19 protein-coding genes, 2 tRNA genes and 1 pseudogene are annotated in these 22698 nt (G+C 39.2%); 13 read left to right on the top strand and 9 right to left on the bottom strand.

The window, feature by feature from the left end; translation table 11 throughout:
- The first annotated feature begins 543 nt into the window (after positions 1 to 543).
- The 7 genes from Q360_RS0117765 (at position 544) to Q360_RS0117795 (ending at position 7070) form a co-directional block, all read left to right on the top strand.
- The gene (locus Q360_RS0117765) at positions 544 to 1740 is read left to right on the top strand and encodes a Gfo/Idh/MocA family protein (protein WP_051554797.1); all 1197 of its coding nucleotides are present in this window, start codon (positions 544 to 546) and stop codon (positions 1738 to 1740) included.
- 196 nt (positions 1741 to 1936) lie between these two features.
- The gene (locus Q360_RS0117770) at positions 1937 to 2215 is read left to right on the top strand and encodes a gluconate 2-dehydrogenase subunit 3 family protein (RefSeq protein WP_027078276.1); all 279 of its coding nucleotides are present in this window, start codon (positions 1937 to 1939) and stop codon (positions 2213 to 2215) included.
- A gap of 10 nt (positions 2216 to 2225) precedes the next feature.
- Positions 2226 to 3026, top strand: coding sequence for an SDR family NAD(P)-dependent oxidoreductase (locus Q360_RS0117775; protein WP_211251604.1), 801 nt, complete (start codon positions 2226 to 2228; stop codon positions 3024 to 3026).
- Between the two features lie 13 nt (positions 3027 to 3039).
- Positions 3040 to 3948 (top strand): ROK family protein, encoded by a 909-nt coding sequence (locus Q360_RS0117780; protein ID WP_036196278.1) that lies wholly within the window; start codon positions 3040 to 3042, stop codon positions 3946 to 3948.
- A 13-nt stretch (positions 3949 to 3961) separates the two neighbouring features.
- Positions 3962 to 4753, top strand: coding sequence for a sugar isomerase domain-containing protein (locus Q360_RS0117785; protein WP_027078279.1), 792 nt, complete (start codon positions 3962 to 3964; stop codon positions 4751 to 4753).
- Positions 4754 to 6112, top strand: a complete 1359-nt coding sequence (locus Q360_RS0117790) for an FAD-dependent oxidoreductase (protein ID WP_027078280.1) — start codon at positions 4754 to 4756, stop codon at positions 6110 to 6112.
- A 4-nt stretch (positions 6113 to 6116) separates the two neighbouring features.
- A complete protein-coding gene (locus Q360_RS0117795; protein WP_036196279.1) occupies positions 6117 to 7070 on the top strand; it encodes a phosphotriesterase family protein in 954 nt (317 codons plus the stop codon).
- Positions 7071 to 7081: 11 nt separating this feature from the next.
- Here Q360_RS0117795 and Q360_RS0117800 read toward each other — a convergent pair whose 3' ends face one another.
- The 7 genes and pseudogenes from Q360_RS0117800 to mutS all read right to left on the bottom strand — a co-directional run bounded on the left by Q360_RS0117800 (position 7082) and on the right by mutS (position 12358).
- Entirely contained in the window at positions 7082 to 7792 is a 711-nt protein-coding gene (locus Q360_RS0117800; RefSeq protein WP_027078282.1) for a GntR family transcriptional regulator, read from the bottom strand.
- Positions 7793 to 8120: 328 nt separating this feature from the next.
- Positions 8121 to 8369 (bottom strand): hypothetical protein, encoded by a 249-nt coding sequence (locus Q360_RS26800; protein ID WP_245603289.1) that lies wholly within the window; start codon positions 8367 to 8369, stop codon positions 8121 to 8123.
- A gap of 12 nt (positions 8370 to 8381) precedes the next feature.
- Positions 8382 to 9005 (bottom strand): annotated as a pseudogene (locus Q360_RS26805) (cytochrome-c peroxidase); the annotation flags it as partial.
- Between the two features lie 15 nt (positions 9006 to 9020).
- Positions 9021 to 9194 (bottom strand): hypothetical protein, encoded by a 174-nt coding sequence (locus Q360_RS26810; protein ID WP_245603291.1) that lies wholly within the window; start codon positions 9192 to 9194, stop codon positions 9021 to 9023.
- Between the two features lie 228 nt (positions 9195 to 9422).
- A tRNA-Leu gene (locus Q360_RS0117815) sits at positions 9423 to 9506 on the bottom strand.
- 57 nt (positions 9507 to 9563) lie between these two features.
- Positions 9564 to 9638, bottom strand: a tRNA-Gly gene (locus Q360_RS0117820).
- Positions 9639 to 9775: 137 nt separating this feature from the next.
- The gene (mutS, locus tag Q360_RS0117825) at positions 9776 to 12358 is read right to left on the bottom strand and encodes a DNA mismatch repair protein MutS (protein ID WP_036196386.1); all 2583 of its coding nucleotides are present in this window, start codon (positions 12356 to 12358) and stop codon (positions 9776 to 9778) included.
- A 146-nt stretch (positions 12359 to 12504) separates the two neighbouring features.
- Here mutS and Q360_RS0117830 point away from each other — a divergent pair, with 146 nt between their 5' ends.
- A complete protein-coding gene (locus Q360_RS0117830; RefSeq protein ID WP_027078284.1) occupies positions 12505 to 13035 on the top strand; it encodes an RNA methyltransferase in 531 nt (176 codons plus the stop codon).
- 117 nt (positions 13036 to 13152) lie between these two features.
- On the opposite strand, the gene folK is transcribed toward Q360_RS0117830, so the two are convergent.
- Positions 13153 to 14298 (bottom strand): 2-amino-4-hydroxy-6-hydroxymethyldihydropteridine diphosphokinase, encoded by a 1146-nt coding sequence (gene folK, locus Q360_RS0117835; RefSeq protein ID WP_027078285.1) that lies wholly within the window; start codon positions 14296 to 14298, stop codon positions 13153 to 13155.
- Positions 14299 to 14369: 71 nt separating this feature from the next.
- Here folK and sppA point away from each other — a divergent pair, with 71 nt between their 5' ends.
- From sppA to Q360_RS0117855, 4 genes are all read left to right on the top strand, one after another.
- Positions 14370 to 16130 carry a signal peptide peptidase SppA gene (gene sppA / locus Q360_RS0117840; protein WP_027078286.1) on the top strand — a complete coding sequence of 587 codons (1761 nt, stop codon included), beginning with the start codon at positions 14370 to 14372 and terminating at the stop codon, positions 16128 to 16130.
- 3 nt (positions 16131 to 16133) lie between these two features.
- Positions 16134 to 16859 carry a queuosine precursor transporter gene (locus Q360_RS0117845; protein WP_027078287.1) on the top strand — a complete coding sequence of 242 codons (726 nt, stop codon included), beginning with the start codon at positions 16134 to 16136 and terminating at the stop codon, positions 16857 to 16859.
- A gap of 29 nt (positions 16860 to 16888) precedes the next feature.
- Complete coding sequence (locus Q360_RS0117850) at positions 16889 to 19627, top strand: AsmA-like C-terminal region-containing protein (protein ID WP_027078288.1); 2739 nt, start codon at positions 16889 to 16891, stop codon at positions 19625 to 19627.
- A 149-nt stretch (positions 19628 to 19776) separates the two neighbouring features.
- A complete protein-coding gene (locus Q360_RS0117855) occupies positions 19777 to 20154 on the top strand; it encodes a hypothetical protein (RefSeq protein WP_027078289.1) in 378 nt (125 codons plus the stop codon).
- Here the strand turns inward: Q360_RS0117855 and Q360_RS0117860 are convergent.
- Positions 20147 to 20941, bottom strand: a complete 795-nt coding sequence (locus tag Q360_RS0117860; protein WP_027078290.1) for a DUF2797 domain-containing protein — start codon at positions 20939 to 20941, stop codon at positions 20147 to 20149. The genes Q360_RS0117855 and Q360_RS0117860 overlap by 8 nt on opposite strands.
- Before the next feature lie 76 nt (positions 20942 to 21017).
- On the opposite strand from Q360_RS0117860, the gene Q360_RS0117865 reads away from it, so the two are divergent.
- Positions 21018 to 22532, top strand: a complete 1515-nt coding sequence (locus Q360_RS0117865) for a GH3 auxin-responsive promoter family protein (RefSeq protein WP_027078291.1) — start codon at positions 21018 to 21020, stop codon at positions 22530 to 22532.
- Positions 22533 to 22698: the final 166 nt, after the last annotated feature.

Raw genomic sequence — 22698 nt, forward strand, 5'->3', positions numbered from 1 at the left:
CTTAATAACATGTAGGGTTTACTATCATATACGGAGATAAATACCCAAATGGATTATGTGGATAATCTTAAATTATGCTAAAGTTTTCCATATAGTATTTTGAAAAGTGCAAAAGAGTTGTAAACCAAAAACAAGAGTTACGGAATTGATTACAGGCAAAGTATAAAAAGTATAGTTAGAAGTTCTTGCTTGGCAGGTATTATAGGTAGGTGTTACTATGGTAATAGCATTAGAATATCCTATTCATAAGGCTTTTGGTACGCTTTAGGTATAACAGCTTAAAATATGAATTATCTGTAAGAATTTAATGTTCAACACTAGCTTAGTTTCGGTCAGTTTTGTTAAAGGATTACTGGAAATTTTATTTTTAATTCTTTTTTTGAGCTACGCCGAGCGAATAAGTTTTTTTAGTTATCTAAACCGCATTTATATTTTAACTTGTACGTACAAGTTAAAATAACTATATTACCTTTTAATTTAGTTTGTTTTTAGAGGATATCATAAAAACCTTTAAATGGATATAAATTTTATAAAGAAAACATTATGAGAATCGCCATGCTAGGCTCGGGTTTCATCGCCCGTTTTTATGCTGAATCATTACATGCCCAACGCAGAAAGGACCATGTTGTCATAGTCTATTCAAGAAACAAGGATAATGCAAAACGTTTTTCCGATGATTATGGACTTCCATATTTCAGTACCAATATGGACGAAGCTATCGCGCACCGCGAAGTCGATATAGTACTCATAGCGCTTCCCAACCACCTCCATGAAGCTGCAGTTATGGCCTGTGTAAAAGCAAAAAAGCATGTCATTTGTACCAAACCACTCGGTCGAAATGCGGAGGAAGCCAAACGTATGCTCGATGCCGTTGAGGAAGCTGGAATTTTTGGGGGTTACCTAGAAGATCTTTGTTATACGCCAAAATTTTTAAAATCTATGGAGAGTGTAAAACGTGGGGATATTGGGAGGGTGCTATGGGCCAAGTCTCGTGAGGCACACCCTGGACCTCATAGCGACTGGTTTTGGGACAAGGAAAAATCTGGCGGGGGTGCCATTATAGATCTCGGTTGCCATTGTGTGGAAATCAGTCGGAATTTTATCGGCAAAAATATAAAGCCTTTAGAGGTTATGTGCTGGGCAGATACCCAAGTGCATCCCATTGATGCGGAAGACCATGCTATTGGCCTTGTGAAATACGCTAACGGAGCAATAGGTCAATTTGAGGTTAGCTGGACCTTTAGGGGTGGTATGGACCTCCGCGATGAGGTTATGGGCACCGAAGGAACCATTTGGGTAAATAGTTTTTTACGTACTGGTTTTGAGATGTTCACCACAGGAAAAGGAGGAGACGGCTATGTGGCTGAAAAGGCCGAATCTAATACAGGTTGGTTATTTCCGGTAGGTGATGAGGCGCACGAATTGGGCTATCCGCACATGTTCACGGATATGTTTACGGCCATAGAGGAAAAGCGCGAGTCATTAGAAACCTTTTATGATGGGTACGTAGTCAATGCTATTTTGGATGCAGCTTTCAAATCTGCAGAAACTAAACTTTGGGAACCTGTACTATTGGAAGATTGGCGTGGTGACGAACCAATTGAATCCGAAAAGCAATGGCACTCCTACGATGACGAACATTATTTGATTAAAGAAGAAGTCTTGCCAAACGGTGATGTGACCTTAATATTAAAGCATAAAAAATCTGGTAAAATATCCCATAAGGTAACTAAGGTGTAGCAATTTTTACTACTTATAGTTGCTTGCAAGAGACCTATCTAAAAGCAGACCACGTCTTAAATTTAAAGTTTAAAATAGGAACATTAACGGAAAGGGAATCACGAAAAAAACCTCTTTGACCTGTATGATATTGACAGTAAGGGCAGCGGATTCTACCGTTAAGGAATTAAATAAAATGAACTTTTAAGGAATTTCGATGAAAAGAAAAGTATGTTTAAATAGATTAGTTCTAGGTACGCACACGGCTATTTTACGTTCTTCGGTTAGCTTATTAGAAAGCGGTTCCTGCACGTCAAAATTGAGCAGTATAATTTCCCAAGTAGATGTGCCCTTTTTGGATACACAGGCACATTACTTTAATATATTAAAAACTATGACTTTTTTAGGTTATTTTACTTCGAAAATTGGCAGTATTCAAGCACGCCAATACGTATCCCTTCTTAAAAATTTGAAGCATATATTTCCAACAACCTAGGTACTAAAGTATGGGCGACATAACAACTATGGATTTTAAGAACACTACATACATCATCATGGGCGGCACCACAGGAATGGGTCTCGCTGCAGCAATGGAATTAAAGGCAAACGGAGCAAATATACTCGTTGTAGGTAGAAACGAGGATAGTTGTAGGATTGCCACACAGGAATTAGGTAAAGATACATTGGTCTTATCTGGTGATGCAATAAATGCCAAAACCATGGAGAAAGCCATTAAAATGGCACATAATACTTTTGGAAACATAACTGGACTCTTTCATGTTGCTGGCGGAAGCGGTCGCCAATGGGGCGATGGACCGTTGCACACCATTAGCTTGGAGGGTTGGAATAAGACCATGGAGCTTAATCTTACTTCAATGATGCTTTCCAATCAGGCTATGGTTAATTATTTTTTGGAACATAAAGCTACAGGGGTCATTCTAAATATGGGGTCTGTTTTAGGCTACTCGCCTTCGCCTAAATATTTTGTAACACATGCGTATGCTGCAGCGAAATCTGCCATCATAGGATTTTCAAAATCTATAGCGGCGTATTATGCGGAAAATAATATTCGTGTAAATGTAATTGCGCCTAGTCTTTTTAGTACTCCAATGGCACGACGAGCGGCCGAGGATGAAAAAATCCTGAGGTTCATAAAAACAAAACAACCTTTGGACGGTGGGCGTACCGGCGTGTCCGAAGATATTAACAATGCCGTTTTGATGTTTCTTCATCCTCATTCCAAATTTATCACGGGTCAAGTTTTAGCCGTAGATGGCGGATGGGCATTGAGCGAAGGGCAATATTGATGGGAGCTTTATAATGGAAAAATACTATTTAGGAATCGATATTGGAGGAACAAAAATAAAGCTTGTTGTTCTTGATGAACACGGCACTATCCTTGAGAAAAACGAGACGTTGACCGAGGACGGTGCATCCGAACAGGAACTTTGGAGGAGAAAAATAATTACAATTATTCAACAAAAAACTAAGCAGTATGACGAGACTGATCAAAATGATTTTCGTATTGGTATTTCCGCACCCGGTCTGGTTGATTCAAAAAATAAAATGATACTTCACATGCCAGAACGTTTAAAGGGTATTGAAGGTTTCAATTGGTCGTTGGAACTCGGTCAAGATATTAGTGTGATAAATGACGGACACTCTGCTTGCCTGGCAGAATACGAGTCTTTTTACCAAACCAAAGGCGTTCTACATTTTTTAATGCTGACTTTGGGTACGGGAGTTGGCGGCGGCATTATCATCAACGGGCAATTATACCAGGGAAACCTGCAGCGCGCTGGGCATGTTGGGCACATGAGCGTGGACTACAACGGTGCGCCAACGATGACTAATATGCCCGGTAGCTTGGAACACGCCGTAGGTAATTTTTCGATTTATGAACGCACAAATGGACAGTATAATAGTGTTAAAGAGCTTGTAAACGCCTACGAGAAAGGAGATTCCAAAGCTGAAGTTTGGTGGTTGGAATCCGTTCAAAAATTAGCCATCGGTTTGGCGTCGTTGACGAATATACTTTCTCCAGAATACATTGTTTTGGGCGGAGGAATTTCTTCAGGGGCAGGGAAGGGCATTTTTGAACCGCTTGAAAAGTTTATGTCCGACTACGAATGGCGACCGGGTAATTACCAAACCAAAATTAAAGGTGCAAGATTGGGAGCATATGCAGGTGCTATAGGAGCGGCCTATTTTGTAAAGAACAATAGTTAATCAAAACAAAGCAATGAGCGTAACAAAGCAATATTTAGAAAAAGGGAAACATATTAGTTCCGTTGTGGAGCAACAGGAATCTATGATACAAGAAGTGGCAAAATTGTTTGCACAATCTATTTTAAATGGCAGAATGGTTCATCTCTTTGGATCCGGCCATAGCCGAATGATGGTAGAGGAAATGTGGCCAAGATATGGCTCCTTTCCGGGGTTCAATCCCATTGTAGAGCTCTCACTTTCATTCCATAATATGGTCGTAGGTGCGAACGGACAACGACAAGCGATGTTTCTGGAAAATGTTACGGGATTTGCTGCTAGGATTTTACGAAATTTTGATACGAGTACCCATGATACCGCCCTGATTGTTTCTTCTAGCGGTTGTAATGTGGTACCTATTGAAATGGCAGAGGAGTTTCAAAAACGAAAGATTAAGGTTGTTGCGCTGGTAAGTAAATTGCATTTGGAAGGAAGTACATCCAAAAAGGCCGATGGAAAAAAATTAATAGATTTTGCCGACTATGTCTTGGATACTGGAGCTCCCTTGGGTGATGCAATGATTTATTTAGATGGACTGGATTCCCCTGTGGCTCCCGGGTCCACCTTGGGCGGGGTACTGCTGATCAATTGCCTGAAAGCTGAGATTGCAAAAATACTTCATGAAAGCGGAAAGTCCCCCAAAGTGTTGAGTAGTGGTAAAATCGTAGGCGAACAACGCGCCATAGATCTCTTTGAATCTGCGTATGACGAGCATGCACATTTAATGGCCAAATTATACGAGAATGTAGGAAATCCAAAGAAAGCATAAATGAATTTTTCAACAGTCGTATCCAAGGCCTTCCAGACCGATATCCTTATTATCGGCAGCGGTAGTGCCGGTGCAACGGCCGCTATCGCTGCAGCACAAGGAAAGTATAAGGTCATCCTAGTAGAACGCTATGGTTTTCCAGGTGGCACCTCCACACAAATGCTGGATACCTTCTACGGGTTTTTTACTCCTGGGGAAACCCCGCGCAAAATTGTGGGCGGTATCCCCGATCGCATTGTAAACGCATTGAATGCAACGGGCGATATGTTTTTACGTCCAAATACCTATGGTGCCGGAACGGGTGTTAATTATAATCCAGAGAAATTGAAATTGGTGTGGGATCAGCAATTGATAAAGAGCGGTGTTGCTCTTTATTACCATTCCACTTTAGTCGGGGTCGAACAAATTGGAGAGACGTCAACATGTGTATTTTTCCATAAGGGCATTGGGTTTTTTACCATAACTGCAAAGCGAGTTATTGATGCTTCTGGAGATGCCGATTATTGTCATTGGGCAGGTATTCCCTATGAAAAGGCAGGGGAAAAGGAACCGGCTCAAAGTATGACCACTACGTTTCGCATGTCAAACGTGGAGCATAAGGAATATGAAGCGGCGGGTGGTAAAAAAATGCTCAGGGAAAAAATGGCGGAAGCGTATGAAAAAGGAACACATCCCTTGCCACGAAAAGAAGGTTCGGCGCATGAGATGTGTCAACCGAAATGTATTTCTACCGTTGCTGTCAAAGTAACCGATTTAGACCCATTGGACGTGGAGGGAATAACAAAAGCGGAAATTGAAGGTCGAAAGCAATCGTTTATTTTTGAGGACTTTTTTAGGGCGGAAATACCCGGATATCAGAATGCTAAGATTATAGGACTATCACATCAAATCGGCGTTCGTGAAACGCGGCGTGTGTATGGGAATTATCGCCTTACCAAAAAAGACTGTATGACTGCAAAAACTTTTGACGATCAAATTTTTCTTTGTGGTGCACCCATAGAAGACCACAGAAAAGGGAGCAATGGCTATTCTGAGACCTATTGGCAATACGTGCCTAAAGGGGGAACTTACGGGGTTCCTTATGGCACCATCGTGCCAAAGGAAAGTAGTAATACGTGGGTCGTTGGACGTTGTTTTTCGGCTACCCATGATGCGCATGCTTCCTGCCGTTCCATGGCGCAGACCATGAGTATGGGTCAGGCGGCGGGTACTGCTGCGGTATTATCCCTAGATAGCGATTTAGACGCACAAAACATAGCTGTAAAAAGGCTACAGGATTCACTTATACAACTAGGGGCTATCGTACAGATGCCAGATAAAATCGCGAATATTTCCCGCAACGGTTGGACCAATAATTAAGAATATGTCAAAGAAGTTTTTTAGAACAATTTTAGGCGATACATCCAGTACAGAAATGGGGCTGACCTATTCCCACGAACATATCATAATCGATGACGGGTATGTAACGGGCAAACATCCAGAGTTTTTATTGAATGATGTAGCTAAAATTTCTGAAGAACTTGGTCATTTTTACCAAGCTGGAGGAAGGACTGTGGTAGACGCTATGCCTGCCAATACAGGGCGAAATATTTTGAAATCGGTTGACGTAAGTAAAAGAAGTGGTGTTCAAATCATTCAAACTACGGGGATTCATTTAGAACAATATTATCCAGAAAATCATTGGCTATACGCGTATACGGAAGACGAGCTTACCCGACTTTTTATTGCCGATGTAGAAGAAGGAATAGATGAATTTGATTACTCCGGCCCGTTTGTAAAAAGGACTGCACATAAGGCCGGATTGATAAAGCTTGCAACGGATGACAATCCCTTTACAAAACATCAAGAGAAAATATTCCGTGCTGTCGTCAACACCCACTTAGAAACGGGTGTACCCATTCTTACCCATACCAATTTTGGTAGACAGGCACTAGAACAGGCCAAACTTTTTGAAAAACTGGGCGCAAAATTGGACCATGTGGTGCTTTCTCATGTAGATAGGGCTAAAAGTGTAGACTATAACCGTGCCGTTCTGGATGTTGGGGTTCGTGTGGAATATGACAGTGCTTTCAGATGGAAAAAGGATGAACCCAACCATACGCTGAACCTTTTGGAAGTTATACTACCGGCCTATCCGGACCAGATTACCTTAGGTATGGATATGGCCAAGAATGCCTATTGGAAAAGTTATGGTGGCAGCCCCGGACTAAATTATTTAATCGAGATTATTCCAAATTTTTTGAAGTCAAAGGGAATCGAGGTTTATTATAAGAACCTGTTTTTCGAGAACCCGAAACATCTGTACTCATTTTCTTAACCATACCCGTATCACAAAAAGTAGCTATTACGAATGGGATATTCTATAGTGTTACAATACAAATCTCCGTAAAGGTTAAAACCAGGTTTACTCGTTCGGAAGCGTACTGAAATATGTAAAATAGAATCCCCTTCCGTAACACCAAGATTTTCTGCTACTTCTTTCGATGCGGAAATTGACTTGAGTTCCTGTTCGGCACCCATGACTTCAATAAAATATTTTTGGCTCAGTGTTTTGAAAAACGAACCCTGTACAAAATCATGCGGTTTGATTATGTCCATAGCGTCAAGTGCATACCAATTATTTTCCAAAACAACGGGTTTGTTGTTAATACGTCTTACCCTTTGAAAATAAACACATTTTGACTCTCGTTCCTCCTTAGTTAAAGGGAAAGCTATAATAGGATCCCAATGCGTAATCTTTGGCTTTTTAGTTAGTATTGTTTGGACTTCATAATCCGTAGCTCCAGAAAAACCTTTGACTGTTAAAAGCCCTAAGGATTTCCTTCGTTCAATTACTTTACTGCCTTTGCCTTGTTCCTTTTCAATAAAACCTTCTTTCAATAATTCGTCCAAGGCTTTTCTGGCTGTAGTTCTCGTAGTTTCAAATTTTTCGCAAATATCGTTTTCTGAGGGTAAATAAGTACCTACGGGATATGTTCCCGTTTGTATGCGCTTCTTTATAAATTCGTGAATTTGATAATATTTTTTAGTTGCTTTCAATCGTTAATTTAAAATTGGGTTGTTCTTTCTTAAATATAACTATTAAATTACCCGATACATTCCTAATTATATGGAAAAGAAAAGGCGGGAACTGCCCTCTGTGATATTTGCGTATTTTTAAACGAGTGTAGATGGTAAATAATCATATGTAGACGATATGTTTGTTTTAGACTTAAAGCATGCCGTTAGCGTAAAAGGCTTGCTTTAGAGAGTTGCTAAATTATTGGATGTTACCAGCTACTGGTAGCCCGCTAGGAACAGATTTAGGAATCTCTTTATCCAAAATATCGTCGTTTAATGTGTTCAAAAAGGATAAAATAAAAGACATTTATTTCACACTAAGTTCAAGCGCTCTAACAAATGAATCATATCCTTTAGGGGATATATTTTTGTTACGAATCTTTCCAATGGAAATATCTTCGTAAAACTCCAAGACATGCCTCAAATTTTGGAAACTGCCTTTGTGCATGTAAGGTGCGGTACATCTGAGATTACGTAAAGAGGGGGTTCGGAACGCAAAGGTGTCTGCTACACCAGCATTTGGAATCTCTAATTTATTATTTTCAGGAGCTCCCATAACATGTAATTTTTAGTCTGAAAACATAGGGCCATTGTGGCAATTTATACATCCTACAGATTTAAAAAGTTCCATACCTTCTTTTTCTGAAATAGGTATAGCGTTTCGCTTGCCACTCTTGTATTGGTCGAAACGCGAAGTATTACTAATAATAGTTCGTTCAAAGGTGGCGATTGCCTTGCCTAAGTTTTCTACGGTAACCGCATCTTTTTCACCAAATGCCTGCTCAAAGAGTTTTTGATATTCAGGTATAGCGTTTAATCGGTCAATTACGTTTTGCAGTATCGCTATTTCGGTAATCCCATGACCTCGCATCTCTTCAAAGGCCTTAATGGGTTCCAATGCTTTGGTCTCTTGACTTTTAATTCTCTTGTCCCAAAACATTGTGGCAAGTTTTGGGTCATATCTGTTGTGCTCATTTATTTCGTTAAAGGCGGCGTTGATTATAGTTTGGGCATTTCGTTTTACAAAAGGAATATCGTTAGGAACATTACATTTACGTTTACTACCCAAACCTTTAGCATTGGGACCTATGCTAATCTCTAAAAATTCTGTGTACCCATTTTTAGGATGATGGCAGATAGCACATGCTACATCTTTGTTTCCTGAAAGAATAGAATCAAAGAACAGCAATTTCCCTAAAGTCTCTTTTTATACGGATGCGGGATTGTTTAAGGGTGCTTTTACGTTTTGTGGCAAGGCTGATAAGCGTTTGGAAACACTTGGCCTGGCTATATTCTTTTCTTGTTCTTTTAAAGCATCGGCACAATTTATCAAGCCTAGAACTAAAAGAACATATAAAAAGATATTTTTTGCTTTTAGCATTTTGGTTTTAATCTAAAAACAAAAAATACGAATTTTAAACATCAGTTTTATAAGCGTGTTTTTGGATTTATTCAAAATGAGTTATTTGATAGCGGTTTTGATTCCTATGGATATATTTTTTGATATGCTTGAAAAACAAATAGGAAAGAAGCTTTTGTAATCAGGTTGGTTTATGAACTCATATATTCAAAAAACCCTTGATAATCAGATGATTAACAAGGGTCTTCGTACTCGAGATGGGACTTGAACCCATACGGACTAATGTCCATTGGATTTTAAGTCCAACGTGTCTACCAATTCCACCACTCGAGCTCCTCTTACCTTATTGAAAAGGTATGGACAAAAAAAACGCTGACTAGCAGCGTTTTTTGGAGCGAAAAAAGGGATTCGAACCCTCGACCTCCACCTTGGCAAGGTGATGCTCTACCCCTGAGCTACTTTCGCGTATTTATTATTTTAAAGAACATTATTCGTCTTGAATGCGGATGCAAATCTAATACATTTCTATAAATTCTAAAGTATTTTCTTTTAAAAATTGACGATTAATGGCTTTTTAAAAATGAATACATCAATATAAAAACCTAACTGGTTGCCTGCTTGTTCTTTGTGAGTAATCGTTTTATTTCGTTTAACTTCATAAGGGCCTCCACAGGAGTAAGGGTATTAATATCTAAATCAAGGATTTCTTCCTTTATTTCCTCTAAAAGTGGATCATCAAGGTTAAAAAAGCTCAACTGCATTTCGTCTTGCGTGGACTTTAGTTTGTCCGTCAATTCTTCGCTGGAATGCGATTTTTCTAGTTTCTTCAGGATTTTGTTCGCCTTTTGAATGACCTGTTGCGGCATTCCGGCCATTTTAGCAACATGTATTCCAAAGCTGTGTTCGCTGCCTCCTGGTGTCAATTTTCTTAAAAATAGCACGTTGTCTTTGAGCTCTTTTACCGATACATTGTAGTTTTTAATACGATCAAAGGTGGTGGACATTTCGTTGAGTTCATGGTAGTGGGTAGCGAACAAGGTTTTTGCCCTTGCAGGATGTTCATGCAAGAACTCTGAAATGGCCCAGGCGATTGAAATACCATCGTAAGTACTTGTTCCGCGTCCTATCTCGTCAAGCAGGACCAAGCTGCGCTCAGAGAGGTTGTTTAGAATCGAAGCAGTTTCATTCATTTCTACCATAAAGGTAGATTCTCCCATGGATATGTTATCACTTGCACCTACACGGGTAAAGATTTTGTCCACATAGCCAATAGTAGCTGCTTCTGCCGGCACAAAGCTCCCCATTTGCGCCAAAAGAACAATCAAGGCAGTTTGCCTCAATATAGCCGACTTACCACTCATGTTTGGACCGGTAATCATGATAATTTGCTGATTATTTCTATCTAGTACTACATCGTTGGCAATATAGACTTCCCCCAGGGGTAATTGTTTTTCGATTACAGGATGCCTTCCATTGGTGATAGTGATATCAGTGGATTCATTTAGCTCTGGAGCTACGTAATTATTTTCCTTAGCCAATTGTGTAAAACCGCAAAGACAGTCGATTTGCGCGATAAGCTGCGCATTGTTCTGTACGGGGGTAATATACTCCTGCATCCAAAGTATCAATTGGGAAAATAACTGCTGTTCCAAACTTGTAATACGTTCTTCGGCGCCTAGTATTTTAGCTTCATATTCTTTAAGTTCCTCGGTAATATAACGTTCTGCATTTACCAAGGTCTGTTTCCGTATCCATGTTTCCGGAACTTTGTCTCTATGCGTATTTCGTACTTCTATGTAATAGCCAAAAACATTGTTCGATGCTATTTTTAAGGAAGTAATTCCAGTTATTTCTGTCTCCCTAGCTAACATGTTGCTTAAATAGTCCTTCCCTGTGTTGGCAAGACCACGTAACTCGTCTAATTCCTTGGAATAACCTGCAGCGATAGCGTTTCCTTTTAGAATATTTACCGGAGCTTCCTCGTTTAGCATTTCTTTAATCTTTTCGCTTAGCAAATCACAGGATTGTAGTTGGTCTCCAATGAGCGCCAAAGCATCATTATCCGAATCAGTAGCTAATTGCTTAATAGGGATAATCGCTTCCATGGAATTTTTAAGTTGTACCACCTCTTTTGGATTGACTTTGCCAGTAGAAATTTTTGAGATTAGCCGTTCCAAATCCCCCATTTGGGAAATATTTGATTGAAATTTTTTCAGCAGTTTTTCATTCTCGACCAGATGGCTTACCACTTGGTGTCTGCCTTTTATCTTTTGAATATTCTTTAGCGGAAGTGCCAACCATCGTTTTATCATTCTCCCGCCCATGGGAGAAATCGTCTTGTCTATAATATCTAATAAGGTTACTGCATTAAGGTTCGTAGAGTGGTAAAGCTCTAGGTTTCTGATGGTGAAGCGGTCCATCCAAATATACTCGTCTTCTGCAATACGTTGTAGGGTGTTAATATGCTGTAACTGTCTGTGCTGCGTTTCGGATAAATAATGCAACACCACTCCTGCAGCCACAACGCCATTTGTTAAGTGGTCTACACCAAAACCTTTCAGTGTTTTGGTCTTAAAATGATTGGTAAGGTTCTCAAGAGCATAATCTTCTTGGAATACCCAATCCTCCACGTAAAAGGTGTGAAATTGGGATCCAAAAACTTCGTTAAATTCATTTTTGTGCGCCTTTGAAATAAGGACTTCGTTCGGCGCAAAATTTTGTAATAATTTATCTATCTGCTCCTCGCTACCTTCAGATGTTAAAAATTCTCCTGTGGAAATATCAACAAACGAAACGCCTAATTTTTTTCTTCCAAAGTGTACGGCACATAAAAAGTTATTACTTTTTGCGCTAAGGATATCATCGTTTAGGGATACGCCCGGTGTCACCAATTCTGTAACGCCCCTTTTTACAATAGTTTTTGTTAGTTTTGGGTCTTCTAATTGGTCGCAAATAGCTACCCGCTGTCCCGCTTTTACTAGTTTTGGTAGATAGGTGTTAAGGGAGTGGTGGGGGAATCCTGCCAGTTCGGTGCGTTCGCCACCATTGTTTCTGTTGGTTAAGATGATTCCTAAAATTTTAGAGGCTTTTACCGCATCGGCACCAAATGTTTCGTAAAAATCCCCAACACGGAAGAGCAATAACGCATCAGGATATTTGGTCTTGATGGTATTGTACTGCTTCATCAAAGGGGTTACCTTTTTTATTTTTTCTTTGCCTGCCACTTCTTTATTATCTACCTATTTTTGCTTAATGTAACGAATATAAAGTATTCCAAACGGGATTCTAATTTTTGTTGATATCTAAAGGGCGATAGTTGAAAAGTAGTGCTATGAGAAAGCTAAAAAACGAGGAACTGGACAGGTTGGATGTAACCGAGTTCAAGGATGCAACCAAAACCAAGGTGAGTATTGTGTTGGACAATATACGTAGCCTTAACAACATAGGGTCGGTATTTAGAACGGCAGATGCCTTTCTTGTTGAAAAAATATACCTCTGCGGTATTACGGCAAAACCACCACATAAGGATATTCATAAGACGGCCTTGGGTGCTACGGATAGTGTGGAATGGGCCTACGCCTCGGATACATTAACCTTAATAGAGGAGCTAAAAAAAGAAGGTAAGGTAACGATTGCCATAGAGCAAGCGGAAGGCGCGCTGCTATTGCAGGATTATGCTATCGTTGCCGATAATTCTTATGTATTGGTTTTTGGTAACGAAGTAAAAGGTGTAGATCAACAGGTGGTAGCTACATGCGATACAGTATTGGAAATTCCCCAGTTTGGAACTAAACACTCCTTGAATATTTCAGTAAGCGTTGGAGTGGTCGTCTGGGACTTTTGGTCCAAGTTAAACACATAAAAAAAGCCTAACCGAAGTTGGGCTTTTAATATAGTTTGAGTTAGTTAGTTTGTCTCTCAAGACATATGCAATTACGTAAATACATTGCTATTGTGCAAGATTTTTCACAAGATTGTGTTAATCTAATTGTGAGATGGCAAAGTTTTCGATGGTTTCTAACAGGTAGTTGTAGTCTTTTTTTTGATTAACAAAGTCCAATTCCGATACATCGATAATAAGTTGATTTTCTTTGGGATAGGTCTTTAAGAAGTCCATATAGCCCCTGTTGATATTTTCTAAATAATCGCCCTCAATTCCCTGTTCATATTCTCTGCCTCTTTTTTTAATTTGTTCCAATAATCGTTCTGTGGTTTGGTACAGGTACACGTATATTTTAGGCTTTCTGACCTCCTTGTACATGAAGTTGAAGATTTTACGATATAGATTATACTCCTGTTTTTGAAGCGTAACTTTGGCGAAAATAAGCGATTTAAAAATATCGTAATCACTAATCATAAAACTCTTGAAAAGATCAAATTGGTTGGTATCGTCTGAGAATTGCTGGTAGCGATCTGCTAGAAAAGACATTTCTAACGGGAAAGCGTATCGTGCCTGGTCTTGATAAAAACTAGGTAGGAATGGGTTCTCGGCAAAACGTTCCAAAATTAACTTTGCATTAAAATCTTCGGAAATCTTTGTAGCTAAGCTGGTTTTGCCCGCACCAATGTTTCCCTCTATGGTTATAAACTCTAGGCTAGCAAAAAGAGCCGTTCTGCTCATGTAGAGTTCCCCTTCAGTTTTATCTAGCCTACCGTTGTCCCTGCATTGTTGCAGTAAGTTTCTGCTATCTTTTCTTAAGGTAGGATGATAAAACTGTGGAGCAATATCCGCTAATGGTTTTAATACAAATTTGCGGTCTACCATTCTTGGGTGCGGTATGATTAAATTTTCTTGATGTATGACATAACTTCCGTAGTAAATAATATCCAAATCAATAAGCCTACTCTTGTATCCTTTTCCGATTGTTCGCTCCCTGCCCATGCTTTTCTCTAGCTGCATCAATAGTTCAATACAAGTCTCTGGTGTTTTGTCGGTTTCAAGACATAGGCATGCATTCAGGAAATCTTCCGAATCAAAGCCCCATGAGGGTGAATTATAAATGGGGGAAATATGGGTAACTTTACCCAGCTGTTCGTTCATACGAAAAACAGCTTTTTGTAGATTAAATTTGCGGTTTCCTAAATTACTTCCTATGGAGATGTATACTGTTTCTTTTACAATCATAATATAATGGCAAAATAAACAAAACAAATTCACTTTGGTTATCTTTGTCACCTAATAAAAATTGCTATTTCATGAATTTTTTGAGAAATCTTCTCGCAGCCATTATTGGTTGCTTAGTGGCTTTTGGTATCGTTTTTATCATGTTTTTTGTCCTGATTAGTTTGCTGGGTAGCGGCGAGGACGCAGTAACTGTAAAGGATGAATCAGTGTTGGAATTACAGTTGCAACGGCCTATCGCCGATTATACGGGTAGTGATGAACTGAACCCATTCGCAGGTATTTTTGAGAGTCCACAGGATTTAGATGAAATACTACATGCTATTACAGTGGCCAAGGATGACGAACGCATCAAGGGAATCAGTCTAAATAATAATTTTATGCTGGCTGGACTGGCGCAGACGCAAGCCATTAGAAAGGCCTTGGTGGAATTCAAGTCTACTGGAAAGTTCATTTATACCTACGGAGACTTTTATACTCAAAAAGACTATTATTTAGCCTCAGTGGCGGACTCTATCTTTATAAACCCGGTCGGGGTATTGGATTTTAAAGGTTTATCGTCAGAGGTTTTATTTTATAAGGATTTGCAGGAGAAAACGGGTGTAAAGATGGAGGTTATCCGGCATGGAAAATATAAGAGTGCGGTTGAGCCCTATCTAGAAAACGAAATGAGCGAGGCTAACAGAGAACAGATTAAAGAATTGATACAATCGCTGTGGAATTCTATGTTAACTGATATTGCTATTGGAAGAGGTATTTCTGAGGCCGATTTGAATATCATTGCTGATACTTTGGGTGGTAGGTCACCAAAATATGCTAAGCAATCCGGTTTAATAGATGATATTGTTTTCTTTGATCAATACGAACAAAAAATATCAAACGCACTTTCACTTTCGGAAGGTACCGATATCAACTATATTGCTTTGGACGATTACGCTACCTATTCCAATAAGAAAAACTTAAAATCTGGCACGGATAAGATTGCCGTTGTCTTTGCACAAGGCGAAATTTTATATGGCGAAGGGGGTCCTGATATTATTGGACAGGGAATTATCAATAAAGCATTGATAAAGGCTAGGGAGGACAAGAACGTAAAAGCCATAGTACTGCGTATAAACTCTCCCGGGGGTAGTGCTTTGACTTCCGATATTATTTGGCGTGAGGTAGAACTGGCTAAAAAGGCAAAACCCGTAGTGGTTTCCATGGGTAACGTAGCGGCATCTGGTGGATATTACATCGCAGCAGGTGCGAATAAAATTTTTGCTGAACCCACAACAATTACTGGGTCTATTGGTGTTTTTGGAACGGTTCCAAACATAAGTGAGCTTGCCAAGGAAATAGGGGTTAATGCAGAGCAGGTGGGTACCAATGTCAATTCTGTAGACTACTCGTTGTTTGAACCCATGAGCGAAGCATTTCGCAATCAGGTTCAGGAAAGTATAGAGGATACGTACACTACGTTTTTAGAGCGCGTTGCCCAAGGCCGTGGTATTTCTGTAGCCCAAGCGGATAGTTTGGCACAAGGCAGGGTATGGAGCGGAGTGGATGCAAAGCGTATTGGTCTAGTCGATGAATTGGGTACCTTGCAAGATGCCATTATAGCTGCGGCAGAGCTAGCTAAAATCGAAGCCTACGGAATCAGGAAATATCCAAAATATAAGTCGGGCTTTGAACGTTTTATGGAGGACTTGGAAGGTGCTAGCGTTCAACTAAAGAATAAGATAATAACCGATGAAATAGGCGAGGAGTCCTACCGACTTTTAAAAGATTTGAAATCGAGTATGGAACAAAAAGGCGTACAAGCCAGAATGCCTTTTATTTTGAACATAAAATAGGGGATGACGCAAAAGGATACCTTAGTAGCGCGTAAGATATATTTGTATCTCGGGGCCCTGTTTATTACTTCTTTGGTCGTTTCCAACCTCATTTTTCAAAAGTTTTTTTATTGGAATCCTTTTGGGGAGGTGACAATTTTTGGAGCGCCTCTTTTTGAGATATCCGTTGGGATATTACCTTATCCTGTAACTTTTTTGATTACTGATTTGATTTCGGAGATGTTTGGTAAAAAGAAAGCCAACCAGATAGTAGTAGCCGGTATTTTTGCATCTTTCTTTTCTTTGCTTATTGTGTATACGGCTAATGCGGTTCCGGCCACATCTTGGTCGCCAGTTCAGGATAGTTTGTTTACCTCGGTATTTGGAAATACCATCGTAGCAGTTTTTGCTTCCATGATGGCCTATTTGATAGCACAATTTGTGGACATACAGCTCTATCATTTTTGGAAACGTCGGACAAAGGGGAAATATCTGTGGTTGCGAAACAATTTTTCAACCTTTTCCTCACAATTGATAGATACTTTTACCGTTGTAGCGCTATTGTGTTGGTTTGGTGAAATCCCATGGGACAAGTTTACGGGCTTGGTCATTAGTGGATTCATTTTTAAGATTATTATAGCATTTTTGGACACCCCTTTGCTCTATTTATCCGTATACCTAATGCGGAAGCGTTTTAACTTAAAAGTAGGCGAGGAAATAGATTTGGATGCTCAGGTTTCAACCACATAATAAGTAGGTTTTTTCTAAACATATAGAGTATGAAAAAGAAAATTATAAGAATAGTTGCACTATTATTTTTGTTGATTATTGGAGTTTTGGTAGCAGCACCTTTCTTTTTGGAGGCAAAAATTGGAGATATTATCAAGAACAACGTTAACAAGAACGTAAACGCTACGTTAGATTTCTCGGATGCAGATTTAAGTCTATTCAGTAGTTTTCCCAACGCAGCGGTGCGCTTGAATAATGTAAGCTTGTTGAATAAGACTCCTTTTGCAGGTGACACCTTGTTTTCTGCACAGGCCGTTTCGTTGACCATGGGTGTTATGCAGCTTTTCAATGGGCCAAACGAACCTATTTCCATTACAAGCCTCAATCTAGACAATGCTTTGGTTAATGTAAAAGTAGACGCTAATGAGAACGCTAATTATGATATAGCTATGGAAGCGGATTCGCAAGAAACAGCCCCTACAGATGCCGTTTCGGACGGGTTTAAACTGAATATGGAATCCTACGAAATTACCAATTCACGTATTTTTTATTCTGATGTTGCGATGGGCATCAGTTTGGTATTGACCGATTTTAACCACAAGGGAACGGGAGACCTTTCGTTGGCAACGTTGGAACTGGATACACATACTGATGCCTTGGTCTCCTTAGAGATGGATAGCACCAATTACCTGAATAAAAATAAAGTAAGTTTGGACGCCCTTATCGGTATCGATTTAAAGGAAAGCAAGTATTCGTTTTTAAAGAATGAGGCGCTCATAAATCAATTGCCTTTGGTTTTTGATGGTTTTGTAAAGTTGAATGATGAGGATATGGAGTTGGACGTCAATTTTAAAACACCTTCCTCAGATTTTAAAAACTTTTTGGCTGTTATTCCTGAGGAATATTCTAAAAATATTGAAAACGTAACCACAACAGGAAACTTTATGCTGGCCGGAAATTTTACAGGTATCATAGATGACCTGCATATTCCCAAATTCAATATAAACATCAATTCGGATAATGCCTCCTTTAAATATCCTGACTTACCAAAAGCGGTTAACAATATCAATATGGATATCGCTATAAATAATGCTACAGGAATTACCGAAGATACTACGGTAGATATTAAAAAGACCTCCTTTACTATAGATAAGGACCGCTTTAACCTCACATCAAAGCTTTCCGAGCTTATGGGAAATACCAAGGTAAATGCACACATGGACGGTAAAATGAATCTAGCTAATTTGGAAAAAGCCTATCCCGTTCCTGTGGGCCTAAGTTTAAAAGGGATGCTGGATGCGGACATCACTATGGCTTTTGATATGGAGATGCTTGAAAAAAAGCAGTACGAAAGAACCAGAACTGAGGGAAAAATGGTCTTGACCGATTTTGAGTACAAATCGGATGAAATTCCTAATCCGGTCGGGCTCAAATCCACCACGGTAACCTTTAACCCAAAGACTGTAAGCCTAAACGAGCTAAACGGTTCTACAGGAAAGACCGACTTTAACGTAACTGGTACCATCAACAACTTTTTAGGTTATATGTTTAATGATGAGAACGTAGAAGGCAATTTTAACCTAAATTCCAACACCTTTGATTTGGGCGACTTTATGGTGGCGGAAACCGAAACAGCGTCCGGGAGCACAGCAAAGGATGCACCTCCCGTTGCTACAGAAAAGGTTAAAATACCTTCGTTTTTAGATGCCACGTTCAATGCTACCGCTAATAATGTCATCTACGATAATATTGTTCTAAAAGATGTGAAGGGAAACCTTAGGATAAAGGACGAAACAGCTGTATTGAGCAATATGACTTCTTCCTTATTTGATGGTAAACTTTCTTTTAACGGAGAGGTCTCTACCAAAAATACGGTACCTACATTCGTTATGAAGTTGGGAATGAATCAGCTGCAGATTAGTGAAACTTTCAAAGCTGTAGCGCTTTTTAAGGTGTTGGCTCCTGTTGCTCAGGTGCTTCAAGGTAAGTTTAATTCGGATATTGAATTGTCTGGTAACTTGACTGATGATTTTACGCCAGATTTATTATCACTGAGTGGTACTATCCTTGCAAATTTAATGGCTAATGAAATCAATACTGAAAGCGCTCCTGTACTCTCCGCATTGGACAGTAAATTGAGTTTCATAAATCTAGACGATTTGGATTTGAAAGAGTTAAAAACCAACCTATCGTTCAAGGATGGTTTGGTTGCTGTTAAGCCTTTTACGATAAACTACAAGGACATGGCCATTACTGTAGATGGCAACCATACTTTTGATCAAAAGATGAGCTATAAAGCTTCAATTCAGGTGCCTGCAAAATATCTTGGTAAGGAAATAAACGCCTTGTTAGCAAAAATCGGTGATTCTTCCCTAGAAGGATTAACCATTCCAGTGACGGCAAACATATCAGGGATGTACAACAGTCCACAGGTAAGTACCGATTTATCCTCAGGAGTTAAGAATCTAACCTATCAATTGATTGAAATCGAAAAACAAAAATTGATTGGTAAAGGAAAGGATAAAGCGAAGGATTTGTTAGTTGGTATTTTGTCTGGCAACAAAACTGGAGCTGATTCTGTAGTAGCCGAGGACCCGCTTAAAAAAGGTACAAAAGAGGTGTTAGTTGGTTTTCTTGGTGGCAATAAAAAAACGGATACCACAACAGTAAAGAAAGATACTGAGCCGGCTAAAAAAGAGGATGCCGTAAAAGATGCTGCCAAGGATATCTTGGGCGGTTTGTTTGGTAAAAAGAAAAAGACATCGGTTAAAAAGGATTCTGTCAACTAATTAAAAAACAGTATAATGAAAGGAATTGTTGTAATGTTTTTTCTATCATTTAACTTTACAAGTTCTTATGAGATATGCAGGGTAGGTAGGATAAAACCGAATAAAATAATTAAAAAAAAGATAATCTTATTTTTTTGAAAGGTTACTTTATGACTAATGATGGAAGTCGTCTAGCAAAATTCAAAGTACAAACAGGAAATAGTGGTGTATATGAGCAAAACGAATCTTATCCAGTATATTCATATGGTCCTTTTGGTAGCGCGTGCCAAAAGTATGAAATGGGTTCTTCGCCTATAAGTGATGAGCGTTCCGGTGCTAGGAATATTAGATATTTAATTGCATACAAAGTTAGGAGTGATGGGACTAAAATAGTTACCCCGATTTTTCATAACTATGGTTTGATGGTGGATTTAGCTAAAAATCGCGTTCTAGATATTTCTGAGGAGTACGCATCCTTAAATTCCTTTGAAAATTATGTTGGTAGTCCCGGTACGATGACTTTGAAATGGAAAGTGGTTGCTAACTAATTGTCAGTCCCACATAACACCCTTCATTACTCCGAACATTAAAAACGGTGTTGTCTTCAAAGATGAGATATTGTCCTTTTATGCCTTTTAGGACACCTTGGTAGTTTGGTGTTTTGCTTAAATTAAGGCTTTTTACTTTTTCAGGATATTGCAGTACAGGAAAGTCTAAATGTGTCTCCGTATTGTTTTCTACAAAATATTGGCTAGCCTCTTCTGGTATGTACTGCTTTAATTTGTTACGCCATTCTACAAGACTTTCATCAGCTACAGTATTGGTAAGCATCTTGCGCCAATTGGTTTTGTCGCCCACATAGTTTTTTAGGGCTACCTCTGTAATGCCTGCAAGGTATCTATTGGGTGCTTCAACGATTTCAAGAGCTTCGTGTGCACCTTGGTCTATCCATCGCGTGGGGACTTGGGTCTTTCGTGTAACACCTACTTTTACATTGCTGGAGTTCGCCAAGTATACAATATGTGGTTGTAGTTGTACTCGCTTTTCATAATCAAGATCTCTGTCGGCTTGGTTCAAATGTGCCGTACTTAGTTCTGGTCGCATAATCCAATCACCTGCTGACGGAATTTCAAAAAAACAGGATTTACAAAAGCCTTGTCTAAAAATAGGACGGTCGTTGCCGCAATTTAAACACTGGTGTTTGATGAAGTTTACCGTAAGTTCTTTGTTAAGTATTTGGTTGAGGTTCAGGAAATCAGACTCAAAAACCAAGTAATACTGAATAGGCTTTCCTATTTCGGTCTGCATTTTTTTTAAAACACCTTCGTACTGCATATATGAAATGTTATTGATACTTGAATTTGAAATGATGGGGATATACCCTATTTTAGGCGGATAAAGATACCTAAAAATGCCCATTCCGCTGTTTAATTCTATTGCATCTTGGTTGCTTAAAAAGCGTTATCATCAAATAGAGCTATTTTTAAAATACCCGGAAGAGGTTCAAGAAGAAGTGTTGTTACAACTTTTGGAACTAGCGGATGATACCGAAATCGGACGAAAATATGATTTTGAGAGTATACATAATTACGAAACTTTTAGGAATCGTGTACCTATAGTTTCCTATGAGGAGATGGAACCCATCATAGAAAGAACCCGTAAAGGTGAGCAAAATCTTTTCTGGCCCACATCGGTAAAGTTATTTGCTAAAAGTAGCGGTACTACTAATGCCAAAAGTAAGTTTATACCGGTGAGCACGGAGGCCTTAGAGGATTGCCATTTTAAATCTGGAAAGGATTTGTTGTGTTTGTACTTGAACAATAACGAAAACTCGCAATTATTTACAGGGAAAAGTTTAAGGCTGGGAGGAAGCAAGGAATTGTATGAGAATAATGGTTCCTTTTTTGGCGATCTTTCTGCAATCCTAATAGATAATATGCCACTTTGGGCGGAGTATAGCAGCACGCCAAGTAATAAGGTGTCCTTAATGAGCGAATGGGAAACGAAGCTACAGGCTATAATCAAGGAGAGTGTACAAGAAAATGTAACGAGTTTAGCGGGAGTGCCTTCTTGGATGTTGGTACTGTTGAATAATATGTTAGAGGAGACAGGTAAGGAGCACTTATTTCAGGTCTGGGAGAATTTGGAAGTGTACTTCCATGGTGGGGTAAGTTTTAGTCCGTACAAGGAACAATACAAAAGGCTATTCCCTAGAAAGAATTTTAGATACTACGAAATCTATAATGCTTCGGAAGGGTTTTTTGCCATTCAGGATAGGAACAACGCCGATGATCTTCTGTTGATGCTAGATTATGGTATTTTTTATGAATTTGTTCCGATGGATGAGTATGATACCCCAGACCCAAAAGCGCTTCCGTTATGGGAAGTAGAAATAGGGAAGAACTATGCTATCATTATAACCACCAACTCTGGACTATGGCGTTACAAGATTGGGGATACGGTGCGGTTTACCTCTAAAAGTCCCTATCGTATACGAGTAACTGGGCGTACCAAACATCATATTAATGTATTTGGAGAGGAATTGATTATAGAAAATGCTGAAGAAGCGCTAAAGATTGTTTGTATAAAGGCGGAGGCTGAAATTAAGGATTACACGGCTGGACCTATTTTTATGGCTGGAAAAGAAAAAGGAGCACACGAGTGGGTTATTGAATTTAGAAAACCTCCTAAGGACCTAGCTTATTTTACCGCGTTGTTGGATAAAGCTTTAAAGTCTTTAAATTCAGATTATGAAGCAAAACGATATAATAACACGACTTTAAAAATGCCAACCGTACACGTTGCCCGAGAAAATCTTTTTTATGATTGGCTAAAGGTAAACGATAAGCTGGGTGGACAGCATAAGATACCTAGGCTTTCCAATAGGCGAGATTATATAGAAGAGTTACTCAAGATGAACGGCTAAGCACTACATGGTTCGCGATTTACTGTAATGGGAATAGAGCCCCATATTTATCGTTTTATAGGTTGGCTATTTGCGGTCGCAGCCAAGCTTAGTTTCAAATATCAAATATTTTTCTGTTATTGGTAGTTAGAAAAACGCTATATATCGTTTTATAATGGTCATTCGT

It is taken from the genome of Maribacter antarcticus DSM 21422, from assembly GCF_000621125.1.
GTDB lineage: Bacteria > Bacteroidota > Bacteroidia > Flavobacteriales > Flavobacteriaceae > Maribacter > Maribacter antarcticus.

Excerpts from the sequence above, each read along its gene's own strand:
- Q360_RS0117860 (WP_027078290.1), bottom strand. The coding sequence starts at position 20,941 with ATGCAGTACGAAGGTGTTTTAAAAAAAATGCAGACCGAAATAGGAAAG.
- Q360_RS0117780 (WP_036196278.1), top strand. The coding sequence starts at position 3,040 with ATGGAAAAATACTATTTAGGAATCGATATTGGAGGAACAAAAATAAAG.
- Q360_RS0117850 (WP_027078288.1), top strand. The coding sequence starts at position 16,889 with ATGAAAAAGAAAATTATAAGAATAGTTGCACTATTATTTTTGTTGATT.
- mutS (WP_036196386.1), bottom strand. The coding sequence starts at position 12,358 with ATGAAGCAGTACAATACCATCAAGACCAAATATCCTGATGCGTTATTG.
- Q360_RS0117795 (WP_036196279.1), top strand. The coding sequence starts at position 6,117 with ATGTCAAAGAAGTTTTTTAGAACAATTTTAGGCGATACATCCAGTACA.
- folK (WP_027078285.1), bottom strand. The coding sequence starts at position 14,298 with ATGATTGTAAAAGAAACAGTATACATCTCCATAGGAAGTAATTTAGGA.
- Q360_RS0117785 (WP_027078279.1), top strand. The coding sequence starts at position 3,962 with ATGAGCGTAACAAAGCAATATTTAGAAAAAGGGAAACATATTAGTTCC.
- Q360_RS0117770 (WP_027078276.1), top strand. The coding sequence starts at position 1,937 with ATGAAAAGAAAAGTATGTTTAAATAGATTAGTTCTAGGTACGCACACG.
- Q360_RS26810 (WP_245603291.1), bottom strand. The coding sequence starts at position 9,194 with ATGCTAAAAGCAAAAAATATCTTTTTATATGTTCTTTTAGTTCTAGGC.
- Q360_RS0117765 (WP_051554797.1), top strand. The coding sequence starts at position 544 with ATGAGAATCGCCATGCTAGGCTCGGGTTTCATCGCCCGTTTTTATGCT.
- Q360_RS0117775 (WP_211251604.1), top strand. The coding sequence starts at position 2,226 with ATGGGCGACATAACAACTATGGATTTTAAGAACACTACATACATCATC.
- Q360_RS0117830 (WP_027078284.1), top strand. The coding sequence starts at position 12,505 with ATGAGAAAGCTAAAAAACGAGGAACTGGACAGGTTGGATGTAACCGAG.
- Q360_RS0117855 (WP_027078289.1), top strand. The coding sequence starts at position 19,777 with ATGACTAATGATGGAAGTCGTCTAGCAAAATTCAAAGTACAAACAGGA.
- Q360_RS0117865 (WP_027078291.1), top strand. The coding sequence starts at position 21,018 with ATGCCCATTCCGCTGTTTAATTCTATTGCATCTTGGTTGCTTAAAAAG.
- Q360_RS0117845 (WP_027078287.1), top strand. The coding sequence starts at position 16,134 with ATGACGCAAAAGGATACCTTAGTAGCGCGTAAGATATATTTGTATCTC.
- sppA (WP_027078286.1), top strand. The coding sequence starts at position 14,370 with ATGAATTTTTTGAGAAATCTTCTCGCAGCCATTATTGGTTGCTTAGTG.
- Q360_RS26800 (WP_245603289.1), bottom strand. The coding sequence starts at position 8,369 with ATGGGAGCTCCTGAAAATAATAAATTAGAGATTCCAAATGCTGGTGTA.
- Q360_RS0117790 (WP_027078280.1), top strand. The coding sequence starts at position 4,754 with ATGAATTTTTCAACAGTCGTATCCAAGGCCTTCCAGACCGATATCCTT.